This window comes from Streptomyces sp. NPDC001678 (genome assembly GCF_042892945.1).
Taxonomy (GTDB): domain Bacteria; phylum Actinomycetota; class Actinomycetes; order Streptomycetales; family Streptomycetaceae; genus Streptomyces.
Map to the genome: position 1 here is coordinate 20,324 of NZ_JBIAUP010000022.1, position 22,989 is coordinate 43,312.

General features: G+C 72.5%; 20 protein-coding genes and 1 other RNA gene. 2 read left to right on the forward strand and 19 right to left on the reverse strand.

The genetic code is table 11. The features are described from left to right. Position 1: 1 nt before the first annotated feature. The 8 genes from ACFYZR_RS30815 to ACFYZR_RS30850 form a co-directional block, all read right to left on the reverse strand. Positions 2-2,026: a 2Fe-2S iron-sulfur cluster-binding protein gene (locus ACFYZR_RS30815; protein ID WP_391916372.1), complete on the reverse strand. Its 2,025-nt coding sequence runs from the start codon at positions 2,024-2,026 to the stop codon at positions 2-4. After that, positions 2,023-2,973 (reverse strand): FAD binding domain-containing protein, encoded by a 951-nt coding sequence (locus ACFYZR_RS30820; protein WP_391916375.1) that lies wholly within the window; start codon positions 2,971-2,973, stop codon positions 2,023-2,025. Before ACFYZR_RS30820 ends, ACFYZR_RS30815 begins: the two co-directional genes overlap by 4 nt. Before the next feature lie 306 nt (positions 2,974-3,279). After that, positions 3,280-4,947, reverse strand: a complete 1,668-nt coding sequence (locus ACFYZR_RS30825; RefSeq protein WP_391916378.1) for a beta-N-acetylhexosaminidase — start codon at positions 4,945-4,947, stop codon at positions 3,280-3,282. Between the two features lie 16 nt (positions 4,948-4,963). Next, entirely contained in the window at positions 4,964-5,812 is an 849-nt protein-coding gene (locus ACFYZR_RS30830) for a carbohydrate ABC transporter permease (RefSeq protein ID WP_391916381.1), read from the reverse strand. Beyond that, positions 5,809-6,738 (reverse strand): carbohydrate ABC transporter permease, encoded by a 930-nt coding sequence (locus ACFYZR_RS30835; protein WP_391916383.1) that lies wholly within the window; start codon positions 6,736-6,738, stop codon positions 5,809-5,811. Before ACFYZR_RS30835 ends, ACFYZR_RS30830 begins: the two co-directional genes overlap by 4 nt. Continuing rightward, positions 6,735-8,039 carry an extracellular solute-binding protein gene (locus tag ACFYZR_RS30840; RefSeq protein WP_391916386.1) on the reverse strand — a complete coding sequence of 435 codons (1,305 nt, stop codon included), beginning with the start codon at positions 8,037-8,039 and terminating at the stop codon, positions 6,735-6,737. Before ACFYZR_RS30840 ends, ACFYZR_RS30835 begins: the two co-directional genes overlap by 4 nt. A gap of 242 nt (positions 8,040-8,281) precedes the next feature. After that, a complete protein-coding gene (locus tag ACFYZR_RS30845) occupies positions 8,282-8,572 on the reverse strand; it encodes a DUF3039 domain-containing protein (protein WP_109281359.1) in 291 nt (96 codons plus the stop codon). A gap of 30 nt (positions 8,573-8,602) precedes the next feature. Further along, the gene (locus ACFYZR_RS30850; protein WP_391916390.1) at positions 8,603-9,235 is read right to left on the reverse strand and encodes a YqgE/AlgH family protein; all 633 of its coding nucleotides are present in this window, start codon (positions 9,233-9,235) and stop codon (positions 8,603-8,605) included. A 335-nt stretch (positions 9,236-9,570) separates the two neighbouring features. Between ACFYZR_RS30850 and murA the strand changes: the two genes are divergently transcribed. Next, a complete protein-coding gene (murA, locus tag ACFYZR_RS30855) occupies positions 9,571-10,914 on the forward strand; it encodes a UDP-N-acetylglucosamine 1-carboxyvinyltransferase (RefSeq protein ID WP_391916393.1) in 1,344 nt (447 codons plus the stop codon). Positions 10,915-11,408: 494 nt separating this feature from the next. Here the strand turns inward: murA and ACFYZR_RS30860 are convergent, their stop codons facing one another. The 10 genes from ACFYZR_RS30860 to ACFYZR_RS30905 all read right to left on the reverse strand — a co-directional run bounded on the left by ACFYZR_RS30860 (position 11,409) and on the right by ACFYZR_RS30905 (position 21,897). After that, entirely contained in the window at positions 11,409-11,690 is a 282-nt protein-coding gene (locus tag ACFYZR_RS30860; RefSeq protein WP_004951951.1) for an HU family DNA-binding protein, read from the reverse strand. A gap of 288 nt (positions 11,691-11,978) precedes the next feature. Then, a complete protein-coding gene (locus ACFYZR_RS30865; RefSeq protein ID WP_391916397.1) occupies positions 11,979-13,412 on the reverse strand; it encodes an NAD-dependent malic enzyme in 1,434 nt (477 codons plus the stop codon). Positions 13,413-13,873: 461 nt separating this feature from the next. Continuing rightward, positions 13,874-16,210, reverse strand: coding sequence for a HelD family protein (locus ACFYZR_RS30870; protein WP_391916399.1), 2,337 nt, complete (start codon positions 16,208-16,210; stop codon positions 13,874-13,876). Between the two features lie 149 nt (positions 16,211-16,359). After that, on the reverse strand, positions 16,360-17,151 hold the full coding sequence (locus ACFYZR_RS30875; RefSeq protein WP_391916402.1) for a zf-HC2 domain-containing protein: 792 nt from the start codon (positions 17,149-17,151) through the stop codon (positions 16,360-16,362). Beyond that, positions 17,148-17,687: a sigma-70 family RNA polymerase sigma factor gene (locus tag ACFYZR_RS30880; protein ID WP_391916405.1), complete on the reverse strand. Its 540-nt coding sequence runs from the start codon at positions 17,685-17,687 to the stop codon at positions 17,148-17,150. The genes ACFYZR_RS30875 and ACFYZR_RS30880 overlap by 4 nt, the downstream gene beginning before the upstream one ends. A gap of 128 nt (positions 17,688-17,815) precedes the next feature. Beyond that, positions 17,816-18,421 carry a CGNR zinc finger domain-containing protein gene (locus ACFYZR_RS30885; protein WP_391916407.1) on the reverse strand — a complete coding sequence of 202 codons (606 nt, stop codon included), beginning with the start codon at positions 18,419-18,421 and terminating at the stop codon, positions 17,816-17,818. 85 nt (positions 18,422-18,506) lie between these two features. Continuing rightward, positions 18,507-18,770: a hypothetical protein gene (locus ACFYZR_RS30890; RefSeq protein WP_391916410.1), complete on the reverse strand. Its 264-nt coding sequence runs from the start codon at positions 18,768-18,770 to the stop codon at positions 18,507-18,509. 70 nt (positions 18,771-18,840) lie between these two features. Beyond that, entirely contained in the window at positions 18,841-19,407 is a 567-nt protein-coding gene (locus ACFYZR_RS30895) for a flavodoxin family protein (protein ID WP_391916411.1), read from the reverse strand. Positions 19,408-19,459: 52 nt separating this feature from the next. After that, entirely contained in the window at positions 19,460-20,437 is a 978-nt protein-coding gene (locus tag ACFYZR_RS30900) for a LysR family transcriptional regulator (protein WP_391916414.1), read from the reverse strand. Positions 20,438-20,667: 230 nt separating this feature from the next. Further along, positions 20,668-21,897 (reverse strand): hypothetical protein, encoded by a 1,230-nt coding sequence (locus tag ACFYZR_RS30905; protein ID WP_391916417.1) that lies wholly within the window; start codon positions 21,895-21,897, stop codon positions 20,668-20,670. A gap of 73 nt (positions 21,898-21,970) precedes the next feature. Here ACFYZR_RS30905 and ACFYZR_RS30910 point away from each other — a divergent pair, with 73 nt between their 5' ends. Beyond that, a complete protein-coding gene (locus ACFYZR_RS30910) occupies positions 21,971-22,432 on the forward strand; it encodes a GNAT family N-acetyltransferase (protein WP_391916420.1) in 462 nt (153 codons plus the stop codon). A gap of 102 nt (positions 22,433-22,534) precedes the next feature. Here ACFYZR_RS30910 and ssrA read toward each other — a convergent pair. Further along, positions 22,535-22,904, reverse strand: a transfer-messenger RNA (tmRNA) gene (gene ssrA / locus ACFYZR_RS30915). Positions 22,905-22,989: the final 85 nt, after the last annotated feature.

Sequence of the window (22,989 nt, forward strand, 5' to 3'; positions counted from 1 at the left end):
GTCATGCCGTTGCCTTTCCGAAGCCGCTGCCGGTGCCGCCGTCCCCGTACGGGCCGTCACCGTAGGGGCCGTTCCCGTACGGGCCGGTACCGCCACCGGCACCGTCGTATGAGCCCGTGGTGTACGAGCCGTCGCCGTACGCGTCCGTCCCGTACGCCCCTTCGCCGTACGCCCCTTCGCCGTACGGGGCTTGGGCGTACGCGCCGTCGCCGTACGGGCCGGGCTGCTGGTGCGGGATGCCCGCCCCGGCCGGACCCGCGTCCGGGGCCTGGAAGACCTGGGCCTGCTCCTCGTGCGTCGCCGGGTCCGCCTCGGCCGCCGCCTCCTCTTCCAGGGCGGCCGCCTCGGCGCGCTCGTCGGCGACCTGGCGCACCGCTTCGAGCACTCCCCGGTAGCCGGAGCAGCGGCAGAGGTTGCCGCAGATGGCCTGCCGGGTCTCCAGCTCGGTCGGGGCGTGGTTGCCCTCCAGCAGGTCGTGCACGGTCATCGCGAGACCGGGTACGCAGAAGCCGCACTGCACGGCACCGCACTGGGCGAGCGCCCGCTGCACGTCGGACGGCTGTCCGTGCGCCGCGAGGCCCTCGACCGTACGGACCTCCGCGCCCGCGGTCGTCGCCGCCGGCACCAGGCAGGACGCGACCAGCCGGCCGTCCACCTGGACGGAGCACGCGCCGCACTCCCCCTGCGAGCAGCCGTCCTTGGCGCCCGCGAGGCCGAGGCGCTCGCGCAGGACGTACAACAGCGACTCGCCGATCCACGCGTCCGTCACGGGACGGTCGGTGCCGTTGACGCGCAGGACGTACGAGGCACAGGGGTGCTCGTTGAGGGCGTAGGGCTGCGGGTCGGCGGGAGCCGGGATGTCGGCCTGCTGTCCCTGGGCTTCGGCCTGTCCTTGGGTCTCGGTCTCGGCCTCAGCCTGGTCGTGGCCTTCGGTTCGGGCCGGTGCGGGTTCCGGTGTCGGCTGCGTCCCGGCGTCGTGCGCGACTTCGGTGGCCCCGGGCTCCTCCGCCTCGGTCCCCGCCTCGGTCTCCGCCTCGGCCGTCTCACTCGCCTCACCGGTCACGGCGGGCTCGGCCAGCGCCGCGTTCTCCGTCACGGCGGGCTCGGCCGCGGCCGTCCACTCGCCGGTCGGATTATCGCCCGCATCGGTGACCGCGCGGTCGTCGGCGTCGACGCCGGCAACACCCGTTCCGTACCCGGCGGAAGCGTCCCGCGCGGCCGGTACGGACCACTGCCGCGCGGCGGAACCGCGCAGCGCGTACTCCCCCGACTCCTCCACCGAGTCGTCCCCGGCGGCCGGGACCGACCACTGCCCCGTGGCCCCGAGCCCCGGGTGGTCCAGCGGCTCCGGGTGGTTCACGGGTTCCGGGTGGTCCAGCGGCTCCGGGCCCGCGGGCTCGGCGACAGTGGCGACGCTCCCCGTGTCGTCCGCCGCGAAGGACACCTGCCACTGCGCGGTGGCGTGCGGATCGGCGGCACCGCCGTCGTCCGCGCCCGGCACGTGCTGGTCCGGCACGCGCTGGTCCGGAACATGCTGGTCCGGAATGTGCTGGTCCGGCACCAGCGCATGCCCGTCCGGAACGTGCTGGTCGTACGACGCGGCCGCGGGCTGGTGGTCGTAGGAGCCGGCGGCACGCTGCCCGTACGCGTCCCAGTGCTGCTGCGCCGGTACCTGCGGCACGTGCTGCTGAACGGGCGCGGGCGCGGGCGCGGCCTCCGGCTGCTGGTGCGGGACCTGGTGCTGAGCGGGGTGCTGGGCCTGGTGCTGCGGCTGGTGCTGAACGGAGTGCTGCGGCTGCTGCCAGGAGTCCACGGCCGGGGCGACCGGGGGCGCGTAGCCCGTGCCGGGCGCCGCCAGGGGGCCCCATCCCGCGCCGGCCCCGGGGCCGGTCTGGGCCAGGAGCTCGGGCGGGAGCTGGAGGAAGGTCGTGCCGTCCGCTTCCAGGCCCGCTCCCTGCGGGATCGGCTGCCAGCCGCCCGCGCCGGGCGCGGGGGCATGGGTGTGTCGCTGCTGGTCGTCACTCACGCGAGTGCCCTCCCCAGTGCTCGGCGGGCCAGGGTCGCCACCGTACGACGGAGATGCAGCACGGCCGGCGGCAGGGTACCGGGCTCGGCTCCGTCATGAGGGGCGTGAGGGTTGTGGGGATCAAGGGGGTCATGGGGGGACAACGGGTTCGGCACGGGGACCGGATCGGGGATGCACGCGGCCGCGACGTAGTCGCCGAAGGCGGCGAGGGCGTCCGGCGCGAGCGTGCGCTCGCCGTCCCAGTCGACGATCGAGGACACCCAGCGTTCGGCGTCGAAGGGCCGCAGCGGCATCGGCGCCACCGCGCCCACCGCGCAGCGCACGCCGCGCCGCGCCGGGTCGAGGACGACGGCGACGGAGGCGATGGCGCGGCCTGGGCCCATGCGGCCGGTGGCCTTGAGGAAGGTCTGGGGGGCGTGCAGCAGCGGTACGCGCACGTAGCCGATCAGCTCGCCGGGGCGCAGCATGTCGAGCCCGGCCAGCAGACGGCCGACGGGGATCTCGCGGCGCGCGCCACCGGGGCCGGCGATGACGAGCGAGGCCTCCAGGGCGGCCAGCACGGGCAGGGTGTCGCCGGTCGGCTGGGCGGAGGCGATGTTGCCGCCGAGGGTGCCGGCGTTGCGGATCTGGGGCGGTCCGGCGGCGCGGGCGGCGGCGGCGAGCGCCGGCATGAGGGCGGCGAAGTCCGGGCGGCCCATGCGGGCGTGGGTGAGGCCGGCGCCGAGCAGGGCGGCGCCGTCCTGGTACTGCCAGCCCCGGATCTCGTTGATGCGGCCGAGGCCGACGAGTCCCGCGGGGCGCAGCAGCCCGGAGTTGACGGCCGCCATGAGATCGGTGCCGCCGGCGACGGGCACGGCCGTGGGCATGGCGGCCAGTGCCGCCACGGCCTCGTCCAGCGAGCCCGGCAACGTCACCGTGTGCGCCGCCTGCGGTGCGTGCGTGGTCAACCCAGGTGCCCCTTCCCGGTGGGCCCGACTGTTCCGTCGGGCCCTCGCCGTACGGTACGTGCTGTCGGCCCGGACGTGGAAACTTTGGCACATCTTCCGGTTCCGCTGTCGCGAGGGTCCGCAAGCCGTGGTCGCGTGCCCGCCCAGGGCGAAAGTCCGGGTTGGGAGACTCTCACCACTGTGGGTGGTTTGCCAGCGTATTGCGGTGCTTGCTGACTCTTGTACGGCCCTTGTACGACTTACGGCAGTGTGTGGAGGACCACCGTGCCAGGGGCCGCCGCACGGTTCGTCACCTTCCGGCGCGGCTCACACGATCGGGGGCGCGCCCTCGATCGGGCGTCCGAGCACTCCGGGCCGGCGCTGCCAGGGGTGCGGCCCGCCGGGCGGGCGGTAGTCGACGCCGAGGGCGTCGAGCCGGGTGTAGTGGGCGGCCATCCGGCGTTCGAAGCCGGCGTGGTCGCGGGCGGCGGGGGCGGGCAGTGGGGACCACACGGTCTCGGCGAAGGCGGCCAGGCGCGGGAACGCCTGGTAGTCGAGGCGCCGCTGGTCCTCCATCACCTCGGTCCAGAGGTTGGCCTGGGCACCGAGGACCCGGGCGGCCTCGCTCTCCGTCAGCTCCGCCGGCACCGGGTCGAAGCGGTAGACGTCCTCCAGGGTGCGGACGTAGCCGATGGGCACGGGCTCGTCGGCGCCGGGCGCCTGGCGGTGGTCGAGGTAGACCTGCTGTTCGGGGCACATCACGACGTCATGACCGGCCCGGGCGGCGGCGATGCCGCCCGCGTAGCCGCGCCAGGACGAGACGGTGGCGCCTTCCGCCAGGCCCCCTTCGAGGATCTCGTCCCAGCCCACCAGCCGTCGGCCGCGCTCCGCGAGCCAGCGGTCGAAGTGGCGGATGAACCAGCTCTGGAGCTCGTCCTCGTCCGCCAGTCCCTCCGCCGCCATCCGCGCCTGGGCCGCCGGGGACGCCTTCCACTGGTCCTTGGGGCACTCGTCGCCGCCGATGTGGACGAAGGGGGAGGGGAAGACGTCGAGGATCTCGGTGAGGACGTTCTCGTAGAAGGCGAGGGTGTTGTCAGTGGGGGCGAGTACGTTCGGACTGACTCCCCAGGTGTCCCAGACGGAGAGGGCGGTGGTGTCGATGACGTCGGTGTTGCCCAGTTCGGGGTACGCGGCGATGGCGGCCTGCGAGTGGCCGGGCAGGTCGATCTCGGGTACGACGGTGATGTGCCGCTCGGCGGCGTACGCGACGATCTCCCGCATATCGTCCTTCGTGTAGTAACCGCCGTGCGGCCGCTCGTCCCACAACGGCGAGGCCCGGTGCCCGAGCTTGGTGCGGGCGCGCCAGGCGCCGGTCTCGGTCAGCCTCGGATAGCGCTCGATCTCCACGCGCCAGCCCTGGTCGTCCGTCAGGTGGAGGTGGAGGACGTTGAGCTTGTGGGCGGCGAGCAGGTCGAGGTAGCGGAGGACGCCGTCCTTGGGGAGGAAGTGCCGGGCGACGTCGAGGAGGACGCCGCGCCAGGCGAAGCGGGGGGTGTCCTCGATGACGGCGCAAGGCAGCGTCCACTCCCGGCGCGCCGTCACCGGCGCCCGCCGGAAGGCCTCCGGTCCGAGCAGCTGACGGAGGGTCTGGGCGCCCCAGAAGACACCGGCGGCGCTGCCTCCGTCGACGCGCACGGCGTAGCCGTCCACCACGATGCGGTATCCCTCAGGGCCGAGCCCGCGCCCGAGCGCCGGGTCGACGGCGAGCACGATGCGGTTGTCGTCATCGTCGCCCGGAGCCAGCGGCAGCCCGGTCGCCGCGCCGACGGTCGCGCGCAGCCAGCGCGCGACGCCCTCGGTGCCGGGGCGCGCCTCGACGAGCGTCTCCTCGTCGAGGACGTACCGGCCCGGGGGCGGCACCTCGCGGACGGACACCGGGGCCGGGATCAGGCCGAGATCGAGATCGAGATCGAGATCGAGATCGAGATCGTCCATGGTTCAGTCCTGTCCTTCAATCCTTCACCGCTCCGCCCAGACCCGACACGAGCCCGCGCTGTACCAGTACGAAGAAGACGAGCACCGGAATCGTCATCACGGTCGACGCCGCCATGATGCCGCCCCAGTCGTTGCCCTCGTCCTTGAAGAAGACCAGCAGCGCCATCGGGAGCGTCGAGTTCTCGGTGGCGCTGATGATGAAGGACTTGGCAAGGAGGAAGTCGTTCCATGTCGAGATGAAGGAGAAGACGCTCGTCGCCACCAGTCCCGGGAAGACCAGCGGAAAGAGGATCCGCCACAGGAAACGGGCCCGGCTCGCCCCGTCGAGGTACGCCGCCTCCTCCAGCGTCTCCGGCACCGCCCGGACGAAGCCGCGCAGCATCCAGATCGCGAAGGGGAGGGAGAAGGCGATGTGCGGGAGGATCAGCGAGCCCAGCGTATTGAGCCCGACGCCGGGCAGCCCGGTCACATCGCCCAGGTCCCGCATCAGGAAGAAGAGCGGAATCGTCAGGGCCTCGACCGGCACCATCTGTGCGACGAGGAACATGACGAGCAGCGTCGTCCGGAAACGGAAGCGGAACCGGGTGACCGCCACGGCCGCCAGAAAGGCGATCAGCGCGGAGGCGACGACCACGACGACGGCGACCAGCAGGCTGTTGGCAAGGTAGCGGCCGAAGTCCTGTTGTCCGAAGACCCGCCGGAAGGCGTCCAGGGTGGGGTGCGCGGTCCACGGCCGGGCGTTCTCCGACAGCACCTCTCCTTCCGGTTTGAAGGCCGAGAGCACCATCCAGTAGAGCGGAAAGGCCACCACGGCAGCGGTGAGCAGGGCCGTCGCCTCGGCTGCGAGTCGCCGGGGCCGCTTCATATCTCCTCCCCTTGTCGTCTCAGCAGCCGCAGGTATCCGAGCGTCACCGCCAGCAGGATCAGCAGCATCACCACGCCGATCGCCGAACCGAGTCCGTACTGCGAGGAGGCGAACGCCTTCTGATAGGCGTAGACGTTCAGCGTCAGATTCTGTCCGGCGATACCGCCGCCGTTCGTCATCACATAGATCTGTGTGAAGACCTTGAAATCCCAGATGACCGACTGGATCGTGACGACGACCAGCACCGGGCGCAGCATGGGCGCCATGACGTCCCGCCAGATCCGCCACTGCGAGGCCCCGTCCAGCGCCGCCGCCTCCAGCACCTCCCCCGGGATCGCCCGGATGCCGGCATGGACGGTCACCATGACGAAGGGGAACGAGCACCAGACGATCTCCAGCAGGACGAGTGCGAAGGCGCTGTACCGGTCGTAGGTCCACGCGTAGCCGTCGAATCCGCTCAGCCCGAGCCGGGAGAGCGCCTTGTCGACCGGGCCGAAGTCGGGGTCGAACAGGAAGACCCACACGGTGGAGCCGGTGATCGCGGGCGTGGCCCAGGCCCCCAGCGCGGCGAGCGTCAGCGCCAGCCGGGGCAGGGCCCGGATCCGTGTCAGCAGCACCGCGAGCGCGCAGCCGACGGCCAGGGTGGCGACGACACAGGCGGCCGCGAAGACGACGGTCGTCAGGAGGACCTGGCGGAACTGTGCGTCGGCGAACAGCGCGCGGTAGTTGGCCAGGCCCTGGAAGCCGGTCGGCTCTCCCCCGCTGACCTGGGCCTGGGTGTATTCGAGGAAGGAGATCAGGCCGAGCTCGTAGACGGGGTAGACGAGGAGCCCGCCGAGGACGACGAGCGCCGGGGCGAGGTACAGCCAGGGTGCCCCGCCCTTCGCTCGCGTGACCCGGGCCCGCACGACCGGAGTCCGTTTCACGACCTGGCCCCGTTCTTCCGGAAGGCGTCGTTCATCTTCCGTGCCGCCCCGGCGGTCGCCGCGGCCACGTCCTCGCGTCCGCTCACGACCTCCTGGAGCAGGGTCGGCAGCACCTGCCCGGCGTCGATGGCGGCCCAGGCCGGGGTGACCGGTACGGTCCGCGCGCCCGCCGCCAGCGTCCGTACGAAGGGCTCGACGAAGGGCCGCTTCCGGGCCGCCTCCGCCCGGACGTCGGAGAAGGCCGGCAGGAAGCCCATCGCGTCGAAGAGCCGGGCCTGGGTGCGCTTGCCGGCCAGGGTCTTCAGCAGGTCCACGGCGAGGGTGCGGTGGGAGCTGCTTCTGAGCACCCCCAGGTTGTTCCCGCCCGCGAAGGCCGGTGCTATCCGCCCTTCCTGGGTACCGGGCAGCGGTACGACCCCGTACGCGCCCTTGACCTTGCTGTTCTCCATGGCCTGATGGCTGAAGTCACCGGCGATGGCCATGGCCGCCTTGCCGGACGCGAAGGCCTGGACGGTGTCGTTGCCGGTCATCCGGGCGCACCGGCTCGTGGGGCAGTTGTGGTCGCCGAACAGGCTCGTGTAGGCCGCGATGCCCGTCCTGGCGGCGGGGTCGTCGACGGTGGCCTCGTACGACCGTCCCTTCCGCCTGGCGACGTCCCCGCCGTGCGCCCAGACGAAGGGCAGCGCGGCGTAGGTGTACGCGCCGCCCACCGCGAGCCCGTACAGCTCCGGCCGGGCCGCGTGGACGCGGCGGGCGGTCGCGGCCAGCTCGTCCAGGGTGGCCGGGGGCCGGAGCCCCAGGCTCCGGAAGATGTCGGCGCGGTAGTACAGGGCCCGGACGCCCACGAACAGCGGTGTGCCGTACTGCTTGCCGTCCACGGTCACGGACCGCTTCGCGGCCGGGTCGAGGGCGCGGGCGTCGTCCCAGGCCGCCAGGTCGGCGGTGAGATCGGCGAGGCCGCCGTCCCGGACGTAGCCGGCCGTGTCCGTGTTGCCGTACTCGACGACGTCGGGGGCGCTGCGCGGGTCGTTGAAGGCGGCCTTGATCCGCTGGGCCCGGGTCTCGACGGGGATGTAGGTGACCTCGGCCCGCACCCCTCGGTGGGTCTTCTCGAAGGCGGCGACGGCCTCGTCGACGACCGCCGCCTTGGGCCCGTTGTCGACCTCGCGGAAGAGCCAGACCCGCAGGGTGCCGGTCGCGCGGTCCCCGCCCGGGCCGCCGGCCGGGGTGCGGGGCGCGCAGGCGCCGGCGGCGCACAGCACCGCCCCCACCACGACCAGGACGAGCGTTCGCCATGCCATACGGCCCCCCGAGGCGTTGCAACATACGCAATGGACGTTTCGCAGCGCACAACCGAGGGAGAGGCTAGGCGGGTGACGGCGCCCCGACAAGAGCAAAGACCCCGCCAAGAAGACCCCACCAAGAAGGCCCCGCCAAATAGGCCCCACCAAAAGCGAACGGCTCCCAGGGCGCGATCACGCGCCCTGGGAGCCGTAGGCGAACCCGAGGAGGGAGAAGCGGGGGCTGCTTCCCGAAGCGGGGGCTACTTCTTGTCGCCGCCCTTGCCGCCCTTGTCGTCCCCGCCGGCACCCATGCCGTCGAAGATCTCCTTGCACATCGGACAGACCGGGTACTTCTTGGGGTCGCGCCCGGGCACCCAGACCTTGCCGCACAGGGCGACGACCGGGGAACCGGAGAGCGCGCTCTCCATGATCTTGTCCTTCTGGACGTAATGGGCGTAGCGCTCGTGGTCGCCGTCGCCGTGCGACACCTGCGGCGTCGGCTCTACGAGGGTGCCGGTACCTGCCCCGCGCTCGGGCTCAAGAGTGCTCATGGTCTCCAAGAGTACTGGGGCCGGCCCGGGTCAGTTGAGGCTCGGGTCGTCCGGATAGGTGGCGACCATCGCCAGCTCGCTGCGCTGACGCCGCAGTACGGCCCGCCACAGCCGCGCGGGGTCCGGGGACGACACGTCGCCGGGCTCGGACTCCACCACGTACCAGGCTCCCTCGGCCAGCTCCTTCTCCAGCTGCCCGGGCCCCCAGCCGGAGTACCCGGCGAAGATCCGCAGCGAGCCCAGGGCCCTGGCCAGCAGCTCGGGCGGGGCCTCCAGGTCGACCAGGCCGATCGCCCCGTGCACCCTGCGCCAGCCGACGGGGTCCCCCATGGCGGACGACGGCAGCGGGCCCGCGGCGGCGTCCTCCCCGGCCGGGGCCGGGCCGTCGTGCTCCCGGGCCTCTCCCGGCACCACCGCCACGCCCAGCGCCGAGTCCAGGGAGACCGGGCCGCCCTGGAAGACCACCCCGGGCTCCCCGGCCAGCGCGGCCCAGGGCTCCAGGACGTCACCGACGCCGACCGGGGTCGGGCGGTTCAGGACCACGCCGAGGGAGCCGTCCTCGTCGTGGTCGAGCAGCAACACCACCGCGCGGTCGAAATTGGGGTCTGACAGCGCGGGTGTCGCGACAAGCAGTCGCCCTGTGAGCGAGGACACCTCGGTCATGGGCACATGATCCCGCATTTCGGCCCGTCGGGGGGAGTGGACGAGCGCCCCCGCCCGGGGCGGGCAGGGGGCGTACGAGAGCAGCGCCCGCGCAAGTGACCGAAAGCGACCCGGCGGCCACGGAAAGCGCCGGAAAGGCCGCCCGGGGCGTGCCGCCGGGTCTCCGGGGAGGCTTCACGGCGCCCCGGTGATAACCGGTAGCGACCATTCCATAAACACAGAGTGTTGTGACAAACCCATGACGTGCTTTCCGGGCCCTCAACGCACCAGAACGGCCCCCCGGTCGCATTACCCTTTCTTCTTGCCCCCTGCCCAACTCCAGGAACGCGAGATCCATGACCGGCCCTGACGATGTCCTGCTTGTCCACGGCGGCACCCCGCTCGAGGGAGAGATCCGCGTCCGCGGCGCGAAGAATCTCGTGCCGAAGGCCATGGTCGCCGCCCTGCTCGGGCACGGTCCCAGCCGGCTGCGCAACGTGCCCGACATCCGTGACGTCCGTGTCGTGCGCGGTCTGCTCCAGCTGCACGGTGTGACCGTCCGCCCCGGCGACGAGCCCGGCGAGCTGGTCCTCGACCCGACGTACGTGGAGAGCGCCAACGTCGCCGACATCGACGCGCACGCCGGCTCCTCGCGCATCCCGATCCTGCTCTGCGGCCCGCTGCTGCACCGCCTCGGCCACGCCTTCATCCCGGGCCTGGGCGGCTGCGACATCGGCGGCCGGCCGATCGACTTCCACTTCGAGGTGCTGCGCCAGTTCGGCGCGACGATCGAGAAGCGCGAGGGCGGCCAGTACCTGGAGGCCCCGCAGCGGCTGCGCGGCTGCAAGATCCGCCTGCCCTACCCGTCGGTCGGCGCCACCGAGCAGGTCCTGCTCACCGCCGTCCTGGCGGAGGGCGTCACGGAGCTGTCCAACGCGGCCGTGGAGCCGGAGATCGAGGACCTCATCTGCGTGCTGCAGAAGATGGGCGCGATCATCGCCATGGACACCGACCGGACGATCCGCATCACCGGTGTCGACAAGCTCGGCGGCTACAACCACCGCGCGCTGTCCGACCGCCTGGAGGCGGCCTCCTGGGCGTCCGCGGCGCTGGCCACCAAGGGCAACATCTACGTCCGCGGCGCCCAGCAGCGCTCGATGGTCGCGTTCCTCAACACCTACCGCAAGGTCGGCGGCGCCTTCGAGATCGACGACGAGGGCATCCGCTTCTGGCACCCGGGCGGCCCGCTCAACGCCATAGCGCTGGAGACGGACGTCGCCCCCGGCTTCCAGACCGACTGGCAGCAGCCGCTGGTCGTGGCCCTGACGCAGGCGAGCGGTCTGTCGATCGTCCACGAGACGGTCTACGAGTCCCGCCTGGGCTTCACCTCCGCGCTCAACCAGATGGGCGCGCACATCCAGCTCTACCGCGAGTGCCTGGGCGGCTCCGCCTGCCGCTTCGGCCAGCGCAACTTCCTCCACTCGGCCGTCGTCTCCGGCCCGACGAAGCTCCAGGGCGCCGACATGGTCGTGCCCGACCTGCGCGGCGGCTTCTCGTACCTGATCGCGGCGCTGGCCGCGGAGGGGACGTCCCGGGTGCACGGCATCGACCTGATCAACCGTGGCTACGAGAACTTCATGCAGAAGCTGCGGGATCTGGGCGCGAACGTGGAGATGCCCGAGCCTGCCGCTCAGGGCTGACCACGCCCCGGCTGGGGGTCCGGGGGGCATCCCCCGGGAAACACAGCATGCAGAAGCTGCGGGATCTGGGCGCGAACGTCGAGATGCCGGGCGGTTCCGACGCCTGACGGTGCCGCTGCGCGGGGCCGGCCCCGGTCCCGCCCCTTCACCGTCTCCGAGGGGGCTCCGCCCCCTCGAACCCCCGGACGGGGCTGACGTACGTCAGCCCCGTCCGGCGTTTTCGGGCACCGCGCCCGGGGCGAAGCCCTCGGGCCTCCGGGGGCCGGGGCGGCAGCCCCGGGAAACGGCGAAGGGGCGGGACCGGGGCACGACTCCCCTGCCGGGCCGTCAGCGCCCCGAACGGACCCGGGGTGGGCCCCAGGCACCCTGACGAGGCGTTAGGGGCTTTACGGGCCGTACACGGGCCGTTTACGCGGCAACGCGGCGGGGCAGACTCCCCGGATACGCCAAAAGGGCGGCCACCCCGTGGGGTGGCCGCCCTTCGAGCTGAAGGCTTACTTGCCCTTCGCGGCTTCCTTGAGCTTGGAGCCCGCGGAGACCTTCACGCTGTAACCGGCAGCGATCTGGATCGGCTCGCCCGTCTGCGGGTTGCGCGCGGTCCGAGCGGCACGGTGGGTGCGCTCGAAGGTCAGGAAGCCGGGGATGGTGACCTTCTCGTCGCCCTTGGCGACGACCTCGCCGACGGTCTCGGCGAGCGCGGCCAGAACGGCGTCGGCGTCCTTGCGGGTCACCTCGGCGCGGTCGGCCAGAGCGGCCACCAGCTCACTGCGGTTCATGTTGTACTCCCGTGTTCTTCTTGCCAATGAGGCGTGAGATCGAAGCCGATGCTGCCAGGGCCCTCGGACAGTCCCCGGACCCGGGTCCGTTTGCCAGACCCTCGCGCCCGGTTACGCATCCTGCCCCCACCAGTGGCGGGAAAGCCAATCCGGCACCCTGGAGAGTCACACGGAAAGCGCCACGGCCAGCTGCCACAGCCTCGGATGTGGCCGCATTTCTGCGGCCGGATGTCTGCCCGACACCTTATGGGGGGCCCAGCGGCGTCGCGCCACTCGACGCGCCGTGCGTCAGACCGTCGTGGTGCCTGTCACAGCGGCTCCGGCGGCCTTGGCGGCCTCCCGGACGGCACCCGCGACGGCCCCGGCGACCTTGTCGTTGAAGACGCTGGGGATGATGTAGTTGGCGTTGAGTTCGTCCTCGGCGACGACGTCGGCCAGGGCGCGGGCGGCGGCGAGCATCATGGTGGTGTTGACGGTGCGGGACTGGGCGTCGAGCAGGCCGCGGAAGACGCCGGGGAAGACCAGCACGTTGTTGATCTGGTTCGGGAAGTCCGAACGCCCGGTCGCCACCACCGCGGCGGTCTTGCGGGCGATGCCCGGGTCGACCTCCGGGTCCGGGTTGGCCAGCGCGAACACGATGCTGTCCGGGGCCATGGCGGCGACGTCGTCGCCGTCCAGGACGTTCGGGGCGGAGACGCCGATGAAGACGTCCGCGCCGCGCACGGCCTCCTTCAGGGTGCCGGTGACGCCCTCGGGGTTGGTGTTGTCCGCGATCCACCGCAGCGCCGACTGGGGCCCGGCCGAGACCAGGTCGGGGCGGGCGGTGTGGACCACGCCGTGGATGTCGGCGACCACCGCGTGCCGCACCCCGGCCGCGGTCAGCAGCTTCAGGATCGCCGTACCGGCCGCGCCCGCACCGGACATGACGACCCGTACGTCACCGATGTTCTTGCCCACCACGCGCAGCGCGTTGGTCAGGGCGGCCAGGACGACGATGGCGGTGCCGTGCTGGTCGTCGTGGAAGACCGGGATGTCCAGCGCCTCGCGCAGCCGCGCCTCGATCTCGAAGCAGCGGGGGGCGGAGATGTCCTCGAGGTTGATGCCGGCGAAGCCGGGGGCGATGGCCTTGACGATCTCGACGATGGCGTCGGAGTCCTGGGTGTCCAGGCAGATCGGCCAGGCGTCGATGCCGGCGAACCGCTTGAAGAGGGCGGCCTTGCCCTCCATCACGGGCAGGGCGGCCTTGGGGCCGATGTTGCCCAGCCCGAGGACGGCGGAGCCGTCGGTGACCACGGCGACGCTGTTGCGCTTGATGGTCAGGCGGCGGGCGTCCTCGGGGTTCTCGGCGATGGCCATGCACACGCGGGCGACGCCGGGGGTGTAGACCATGGAGAGGTCGTCGCGGTTGCGGATGGGGTGCTTGGAGGCCATCTCGATCTTGCCGCCGAGGTGCATCAGGAAGGTGCGGTCGGAGACCTTGCCCAGGACGACGCCCTCGATGCCGCGGAGCTTCTCGACGATCTCGTCGGCGTGCTCGGTCGAGGTGGTGGCCATGGTGACGTCGATACGCAGCTTCTCGTGCCCGGAAGCGGTCACGTCCAGACCGGTCACGGACCCACCGGAGGACTCCACGGCCGTGGTCAGCTCACTGACCGCGGTCCCCGACGCGGGAACCTCCAGCCGGACCGTCATCGAATACGAGACGCTAGGCGCCGTTGCCATGGCCGCTTTCCCCTGCTTTCGCTGTTCTGCGCTTGTTTCGATCGCTTCACCGTGGTTCGCGTCACGAAGACGCGACATGTCCCGTGGAGGACGAGACGTTCGATCGTCCCACCTACCGGCGAGTAGGGGGTAACTCGGCCCTCATTCCGGAAGAAAGCTTCCGGAATCTTGGGCGGACAAAAACCGACGGGCGCCCTTCCCGCAGAGGGAAGGGCGCCCGTCGGTTCACGAAGAACGACACCGACCCGCCATGCTCGCCTCGCGGCAAGTGGTCGCTCGTAGCGACGAAGGTTGGGCCCGGGGGCTTGGATCGAGCCGGTGTCGTACCCAGGCTAACAAACAGTCCGCCGAACTGATTCCGTGTGGAGCGTCCCACCGGGAGAACGGGCCGTACGGGCGGCCGGAACAGGCCGTTCGGCCGCAACGGTCCGGCCATCCGGCCCACGCCGCAGGCCCCCCGTTCAGTCGCGCAGCAGGTCCGGCACCCCGTGCTCGTCCGGGTCGTCCCGCTCGCCCGAGACCACCGTCAGCCGCTGCGTGGCCCGGGTGAGCGCCACGTAGAGCACCCGCAGGCCGGCCGGCGACTCGTCGGCGATCCCGGCCGGGGTGACCACGATCGTCGCGTCGTACTCCAGGCCCTTGGCCTCCAGGCTGCCCAGCACCACCACCCGGTCGCTGAGCCCGGCCAGCCACCGCCGGGCCTCGGCCCGGCGGCCCATGGGGACGACCACGCCGACCGTGCCGTCCACGTCCGCCAGCAGGTGCTCGGCCTCCGCGCGCACGGACGCGGCGAGGTCCGCGCCGGCGACCACGAAGCGGGGCTCGATGCCGGTGGAGCGCACGGCCGAGGGGGACTCCATCCCCGGCATGGCCAGCGCCAGCACCTTCGACGCCAGCTCGGCGATCTCCGCGGGGTTGCGGTAGTTGACCGTGAGCCGGAAGCGACGGCGGGGGCGGGTGCCCAGCGCCTCGTCCCGGGCGGCGGCGGCCTCGTCGGGGTCGGACCAGGAGGACTGCGCCGCGTCCCCGACGATCGTCCAGGTGGCGTGGCGGCCGCGGCGGCCCACCATCCGCCACTGCATGGGCGTCAGGTCCTGGGCCTCGTCGACGATGACGTGCGCGTAGTCGCGGCGCTCCTGCGCCAGCCGCTCGGCGCGCTCGCGGCGCGACTCGGAGCGCTGCGGCATCAGTTCCTCAAGGCCGGTGAGGGCGTCGAGCGGGTCGGCCTCGCGGGGCTGCTTGGGGCGGACCGGGACGCCGAGCAGCGTCTCCAGCTCGTCCAGCAGCGCCACGTCGTGCACCGACAGCGGGCCCTTGCCGGCCGGGTCCAGCCGGCGCAGCGAGCGGGCCAGCCGGCGGATCTCGCGGGGGTTGAGGTCCCGGCGGGACCAGCGGCCCAGCCGCTTCTCGTCGGCGAGGCAGGCCAGCACCCGGCGGGGGGTGAGCTCGGGCCACCAGGCGTCGAGGAAGTCGATGAAGGAGTCCTCGGTGGTGATGTCCTCGTCGAAGGCCGAGCGGGCCTCGGCGGCGAGCTCGGGGTCGGTGTAGCGGCGGGGGCCGCCGGACCTGGACCACAGGGCGTCGAGGATCAGCCGGCGGGCGCGGGGGCGCAGCAGGTTGATGGGGGCGGTGCCGCCGAGGGCCGCGTTCCGGATGCGCCGCAGGTCGTCGGCCTCCAGCTCGATCCGGGCGCCGAAGGCGACGACGCGCAGCCGCTCGGGCACGGGCGCGGCGGAGCGCGGGACGTCCAGGGCGCCCCGGACCGCCTTGCGCAGCACCTTGACCATGCGGGAGGAGCCCTTGATACGGGCGACGTCCGGCTCGTCGTAGACGTCGGCCTCGGCGCCGTCGACGAGGTTGCCGACGGCACGGATGGCGACCTGGCCCTCCTCGCCGAGCGAGGGCAGCACGCCCTCGGTGTAGGCGACGAGCAGCGGGGTCGGCGAGACGACGAGGATGCCGCCCGCGTAGCGCCGGCGGTCCTGGTAGAGGAGGTAGGCGGCGCGGTGGAGGGCGACGGCGGTCTTGCCGGTGCCGGGGCCGCCCTCGACCTCGGTGACCGAGGCGGCGGGGGCGCGGATGACCAGGTCCTGCTCGGCCTGGATGGAGGAGACGATGTCGCGCATCGTGTGGCTGCGGGCCTGGCCGAGGGCGGCCATCAGGGCGCCGTCGCCGACCACCGGCAGGGCGTCCCCGTCGAGGGTGGCGCGCAGCTCCGGGCGGAGCAGGTCGTCCTCGACGCCGAGGACCCGGCGGCCCTTGGAGCGGATGACCCGGCGGCGGACGACCCGGCCGGGGGCCACCGGGGTGGACCGGTAGAAGGGCGCGGCGGCGGGGGCCCGCCAGTCGATGACGAGCGGGGAGTAGTCGGCGTCGAGCACGCCGATGCGGCCGATGTGGAGGGTCTCGGCGATCTCGGCGGTGTCCTCGCGCACGGCGTCGTCGGCGGGCTCGACGGAGGTGTAGGCGCCGTCGGGGCCCTTCTTGCCGTCCTTGCCCAGGAGGAGGTCGATCCGGCCGAAGAGGAAGTCCTCGAACTCGTTGTTCAGCCGGTTGAGATGCACACCGGCGCGGAACACCTGGGCGTCGCGCTCGGCGAGCGCGCCGGGGGTGCCGACCTGGCCGCGTTTGGCCGCGTCGTCCATGAGGAACTCCGCCTCGTGGATCTTCTCCTCGAGGCGTCGGTACACCCGGTCGAGATGGTGCTGTTCGGCACCGATCTCACGGTCCCGGATCCCTTCGGACTCCGTCGCCGATCCTGTCGCCACGTGCGCGTGTGTGGCGTTCTGCGCGGCCACCCAGGCCCCCTTCTGCTGTGCTTAGGGCAGCCGTCAACCGTACGCGAACAGGGGTACTGAGCGCACCTGTCAGGACATGAGGGGTTTGCCACGAGTGTCGGCTGTTGACGGATCGCCCATTCGTCGATCACAGCAGGGATCAGCGGTCGTCACAGCGTGACCGTCGCCAGGTGTTTGCCGTCGAGGGTGCGGATCTCGAAGCGGGCGATGTCCTTCTCGTTGAACGCGACACCGCCGTGGGTGTAGAGGGGCTCCTTGTAGCTCGTGTCCTTGCTCCCCTTGTCCCCCTTGCTCTCCTTGTCTCCCTTCTCGATGCCGTAGCCGGCTTCCGGGACGGCCCACGTGGTGGCGACCTGTTCCCGGCCGTTCTTGCCGACGGCGACGAGATCGCAGGTCAGGGGGCCTTTGACATTGCCGAGCTTGAGGGCGACATGGGTGCCCCAGGCCTTGTCCTGGAGGGACACGGTGGCGTTCACGTGGGTGACCGGGTCGGTGACACCGCCGTACTTCTCGCCCTCGTCGTACATCTGCTTCGCGGCGCTCACTCCGGTGTGGCCCTGCCCGGTGTCCTGCGACGTGAGGGCGGCGCCGGCCAGCGGTCCGGCGACGATCAGGGCGACGGCGGCGGCGACGAGCCACAGCCGGCGGGTCCGCTGTGCCCTGCGGGTCACGGTGACGTCGTCGAGCAGCCGGTCCAGCAGTTCGGGACGGGGCTCGGGCGCGAGGGCCGCCGGGTCGGGGGTCGCCTCCTTGAGCTCGCCGAGGAGCGGGGTGAGGCCCATGAGCGCTTCCAGTTCGGCGGCGCACCGGGGGCAGTCGGCGAGGTGCTCCTCGAAACGGGCGGTGTCCGCCTCGTCCAGCACGCCGAGCGCGTAGGCGCCGACGGCGGTGTGCTCGTCGTCCCGACTCGGGTGCTCATGGTGCGGTGCCGGCCGGTTCATGCCGTCACTCCTCGTTCCTCGAGCGAGAGCCTCATGGAGCGCAGCGCGTAGAACACCCGGGACCGTACGGTCCCGGCCGGTACCCCCAGCACTTCCGCCGCCTCGCTCACGGTACGTCCTTTGAAGTAGGTCTCGATCAGGGCCTCTCTGTGGGCTTCGGAAAGGTCGCCCAGCGCGTCGGAGATCGTCATCAGGCGCAGCGCCCGGTCGATCTCGTCGGCGGCGGGCAGCAGCTCCAGCGGCCCCGGGTCGACCTCGGGGGGCCGGGCCTGGCGGCTGCGGTGGTTGTCGATGACGATGCGCCGGGCTACGGTGACCAGCCAGGGCCGTACGGAGCCGGTGGCGCCGCGCAGCCGGTCGGCGTTGCGCCAGGCGCGCAGCAGCGTCTCCTGGACGACGTCCTCCGCCCGCTGGCGGTCGCCCGCCACGAGTCGGAGGACGAAGGCCAGCAGGGGGCCCGCGTGCTCCGCGTAGAGCGACCGCATCAGGTCCTCGTCCGGACTGGTCCTGTCAGCCACGACGGCATCCTTGCGCAAGCCTTCCCCCTTGGTCGAGAACGCGGGGCCGGGGTGTCGCCGCCGGGCCACGGCCGTGCCGTGGCCCTTCGACCAGGAGTACGGACGGGGGGCGGATCCCGTTCACCGTCGTGGGGAATCGCGTCGCTTCAGGCCGTCCCGCCCGCCGTCATGGGTTCGCTGGCGCGGCGGCGGTGCCGGGCCACGCGCTCGCGGTTGCCGCAGACCTCGCTGGAGCACCAGCGTCTGCGGCGGCCCCGGGAGGTGTCGAGGTAGATCAGGGGGCAGTGCTCGCCCTCGCAGCGGCGCAGCTGGCCGCGGGCGACGGGGTCGGTGAGCAGGTCGACGGCGTCGCGGGCGACCTGTCCGAGGAGGGCGCCGCAGTCCGGGGGGCCGGCGAGGCGCCGGACGAGCCGTCCGTCGGCGCCCCGGGCGGCGGCGGGCGCGGGCGGCGCGGTGGCGGCGAGGGCGTTCACCCGCTCCAGGTCGGGCCCGGCGGCCCGGCCGTCCCCGTCGAGCTCGGCGTGCACGACGCGCGCGAGCAGCTCCCGGGCGGCCTGGAAGCGCGCGAGCCACGCGCCGTCCACGGTGTGGAGGGGCGTGCCCGGCGGGACGGTCCCGGCGCCGAGCAGCCAGGCCTGTAAGCGCCGGGGGCCGTCGAGCCGGTCCGGTGGTTCGGCGGTGGCCAGCAGGTCCAGGCAGAGCCGCCCGCAGTCGAACCTCAGACCATTCGTGGCCGCCGCGGCCGGTGCCATGCGCCGTCACCTTTCCGTATGGGTGTTCCCCGGGTTCCCCGCCGTTACAGGGTGCCCGGTGGGGCGTGCGGCGGGAAGGGGCGGATCACGGGTTTCCGCCAGGCGGGCGGGAGGGGTGCGGGTGCCGAAGCCGCCACCGGCGCAGCAGGCCGAGCACGGCCGGGGCGATCCATCCGGCCGCCAGCACCACGACTCCGGCCACCAGGATCTCCACCAGGACCGACCCGCCGGCGGCCGAGGCCGCCAGCTCACCGGCGCCGACGGCGCTCGCGCCGGAAGCGAGGCCGTACACCGCCCACACGAGCGGCGGCACTCGTCGGGGCGGGGTGGCGGGGTCCGTGTTCACCATGACGTCTCCTCTGGCGGAGGGCGCGGCCGGGCCCCCAGGCTAGGGGATGATCCGCCCTGCCGGGCTGCGGTCAGAAGAGCGTCTTCGCCCCCGCGACGGCCTCCGCGTCCTCCAGCACCGCGCCCGGCGCGGTGCCCGAGCCCAGCAGTTCCCCGCCCCATCGCATGCCCATGTACGCGGCGGACGCGCGCAGCGAGCCGAGGAGCGGCTCGGCGACCGTGCGGTCGGCGCTGCTGGAGGCGGCGACGGCCCAGAGCGTCGAGCCCTTCATCCCGTCGCGGAAACGGAGTTCGGGGATGCTCAGCCAGTTGACCCAGTGGTCCAGGTAGAGCTTGGCGCTGGCGGAGAGGGAGTACCAGTACACCGGCGAGGCGATCACCAGGTCGGTCGCGTCGAGGGTGGCGTCGAGAAGGAGCTTCTCATTGCCGGTGGGAGGGGCGAACGTGCGGTCGGCGCTGTGCCGGAGGTCCTCGAACGGGGGCAGCGGATGGTCGCTGAGCCGCAGCCACGTCTGCCGTACGCCGGTGGGCAGTTGGGCGGCCGCCCGCCGTGCCAGGGTCTCCGTGTTGCCGCCCTCGCGGCCGCTGCCCAGCAGGAAGAGAAAGGAGCGCTTAACGTTCTGATCGATATCCGTCATGAACGGCTACAACAGCGATCAACTCAACACCATTCCATGTCGTATGACGATGTCACAGCGATTTCATCAGTGTCGCGTCGGCTTCCGGGAGCCATGCGTCCACGGGCCGTTCCAGCCATCCCCGCGCCCCCGCGAGCTCCCGTGCCGCGTGGCGCAGCGCGTCCAGCCCGGGGTGGCGGAGACCCCGCCGCCACACCATCGCCACGGGCGACAGCGGCACCGGGTCGACCAGGGGCCTCAGCGCCATCCCGGGCACCTCGATGAACTCCTCGCTCGCCAGCACCGCCCAGCCCCGTTTCCGTATGACGCGGACGAACTCCTCCTCGCCCTCGATCCCGGGGAACGGCTCCGCGACGGCGATGCCCCGGCCCGCGAAGAGCCGTTCCGCGAGGCCGGTCCACTCCGCCGTGCCGGGGTTGCCCGCGCCCGCATAGAGCGTCTCGCCCCGCAGCGCGTCCAGCGGCACCCGGTCCCGGGCCGCCAGGGGGTGGTCGTCGGGCAGCAGCACGGTCATCCGCTCCAGCCGTACGGGCTGGTGCTCCAGCCCGGCCCGTACGTCCGCGGGGAGGCCGGCGATCCGGCCGAAGGAGACGTCGAGCCGGCCGGCGAGGATCCGCTCGGCCGCCCCGGTGAGTCCGGAGCGGTAGCGGGCCACCAGCTCCAGCCGGGGGGCCGTCCGCCGGGCTTCCGTCAGCACCCGCCGGCCGGTGCTCACCGGCCCGCCGACGTCCACGAGCAGGGGGCGGCTCTCCCCCGCGCACGCCGCCGCGAACTCCTCGTACGCGGCGAGGACCCGGCGCGCGTACGGCAACAGCCGCTCCCCCTCGGCGGTGAGCGCGACCGCGCGCGTGGTCCGGGAGAACAACTCGGCGCCCACCTCGCGTTCCAGCCGCCGGATGTCACGGCTGAGCGCCTGCTGGGCGAGGTACAACCGCGCGGCGGCGCGCGTGAAATGGAGCTCCTCGGCCACGGCCACGAAGGCGCGCAGCAGTCGAGGCTCGGCGTCGAAGGAGGCGTACGGGACGGACACCCACGGCAGTTAACAACACAGGCGCGTGAATGGCCACCGATCAGGTGTTGGACCCCGCCCCCGGTCGACGGCGACCGTGGAGGCATGCTCCTCTTCCTCACCACTCCCCCGCGCTGGACCGAGCCGACCGAGCCCGTACGCCCCGCCCTCCGCACCCGGCTCCGCCGCGCCCTGGGCCGTGCGCGCCGGGGCGCTCGATGAGGCCAGTGCGCTCGGTGAGACCGGCGCGCTCAGTGAGCCGTCGTCGTCCGCCCTCTCCGCCGCACCAGCAGCACCACCGCCCCCGTCCCGGCGGCCAGCACCGCGAGCCCCGCGCCCGTACCCGCGACGATCACCGCGGGGTCGGGGCCGTCGTCGCCGACCGCCTTCGCCGCGAGGGCCCTGACCGCCGCGCCGGTGATCTGGAGGTTTCCGGTCCGCTTCACCCGGCCGTGATGGCTGATCACGGTCACGGGGTAGCGGCCCGGCTCCAGCCCCACCCGGACCCGGGCGGGGCCGTAGTAGCGGGGGTCGTCGCCGTCGCTCGCCTTGCTGTCGTCGCGCCGCAGCGGAACCGGGCGTTCGAAGGCGGGCGAGGTCGCCGTGAGCCGGTCGTCCTCGCCGGGGTCGGGGGCGGCGTCGCGCCACAGGACGTTCACCGTGCCGCCCGCCGGGACCCGGTGGCCGTACGCGCGGGCGCTCTCCGGGCGGCCCCCGAAGGAGAAGAAGGCGGGACCGCGCACCCTGCCCACGTAGTCGCCGTCGCCGGGACGGGCCGCCCGGACGACGAGCGGCTTCTCGTCGACACGGCGGCCGCCGGCCGCCGTCAGCGTCACCTTGTACGTGCCGTCCTTGGCGTCCGGCGGCACGGAGACGAGGGCGGTGAACATCCGGGGGTTGTTCCAGTGGGTGCCGTGCGGGTCGTGGACCAGCGGGACCGGGGCGGGGAGCAGCGGTGAGGCGACGGCGAAGGAGTCGCCCGTCTCCCCCGGGTAGAGATCGTCGTACGAGACGCCCAGCTGCTCCCCGGGCCGCAGGACGTCGTCCTTGGCGCCCACCCGGAACTCCGGCCGTCGCGGGGCCTTGATCTCCACCTGTTCCTCGGCCACGACCCGCCCGCCGGCGTTCACCCGCAGCGGATACGTCCCGGGCCTGGCCCGCGCCGAGACCGCGGGCCGCGCGTGCAGTCCCGGGCCGTCGCCCCGGCCCGCGGCACCGGGGTCGTCGTAGGGGGCGAGCCGCACCTGACGGTCGAAGACGGGCGAGGTGACGGTGGCACCGGAGGCGGCCCGCAGGCCCCGGACGTCGATGTCGATCAGTTCCCCGGGCCGGTTGTCGAAGGCCCCGTTGAGCAGCACCTGCACCCCGCCGGGATCCCCCCGGGTCCCCCGGGGCCCGTCCTGCGCGACGGCCGCGGCAGACCCGCCCAGCCACAGCGTGCCCGTGCCCACCACGGCGACAGCAGTTCGTGTCCAGTTCACCGGCCACCCCCTATGTCACCCAGGAAGAGGGCCCGTCCGGCTCCCCGGTTGCACGGCGGCTACCCTTCCGCGCGTGAGCGACGAAGCAAACAAAGCAAACGAAGCGAGCAACACCACTACGAACCGTAGCTATGAACTCCGCCCGGGTGTACCGGCGACAGCCACCTACCGCGCCCTGCGCGCCGCGACGGGCCTCGGCGCGAAATCGGCCGAGGGATCGGCCGTCGGACTCCCGAACACCTGGTACGGGGTGCTGGTCCGCCAGGAGGGGAACCCCGAGCCGGTGGGCATGGGCCGGATCGTCGGGGACGGCGGCTGCCACCTCCAGATCGTCGACATCTGCGTGCTGCCCGAGCACCAGGGCCAGGGCCTGGGCAGGCAGATCATGGCGGCCCTGACGGCCGAGCTGGAGCGCCGGGCACCGGAGGGCACCTACGTCTCCCTGATAGCGGACGGGGACGCCCGCCACCTCTACGCGAAGTTCGGCTGGACCGAGGTGGCCCCGGTGTCGGTGGGCATGGCGCGGCTGTTCTGAGCGGGCGCCCCGAAGGGGCGCGGGGAACGGCGCTCGGCGCGTGACAGCAGAAAGGCGTACGGCCCGCGAGCAGAACTCGCGGGCCGTACGCCTACATGGGATGAGTGGAGATGGCGGGAATCGAACCCGCGTCCAACGGTGCGGAATCAGGGCTTCTCCGTGTGCAGTTCGCTGCGATTTTCTCGGCCCCGGAGATCACGCGAACAAGTCTCCGACGGGCTCAGCCACTGTTTGATTTCCCACCGGGCCCCGTGGCCGGGCCCAGTGGTTTAGTCCCCTTCATGATGCCAGGATCCGGGTCGGGAACAGCCCCGGGCTGACACTTCGCAGGTCGCTACTTAGGCAGCGAGGGCGAAGGAATCGCGCTTGGTGTTGGCGATTATTGGTTGCGACATATGGTTTACGAGATCATTGCCGCTTCCTCGACACGCTTCCCCTGCTTCGACATCCGCTGTCGAAACCGATCATCCCCATGTTGTTTTTTCAAGGTGCGCACCCGGCACCACCCGGTGTGCTGCGTTGCCCATCGTACTGGAACGACGCTGGGCGGGGCCAGC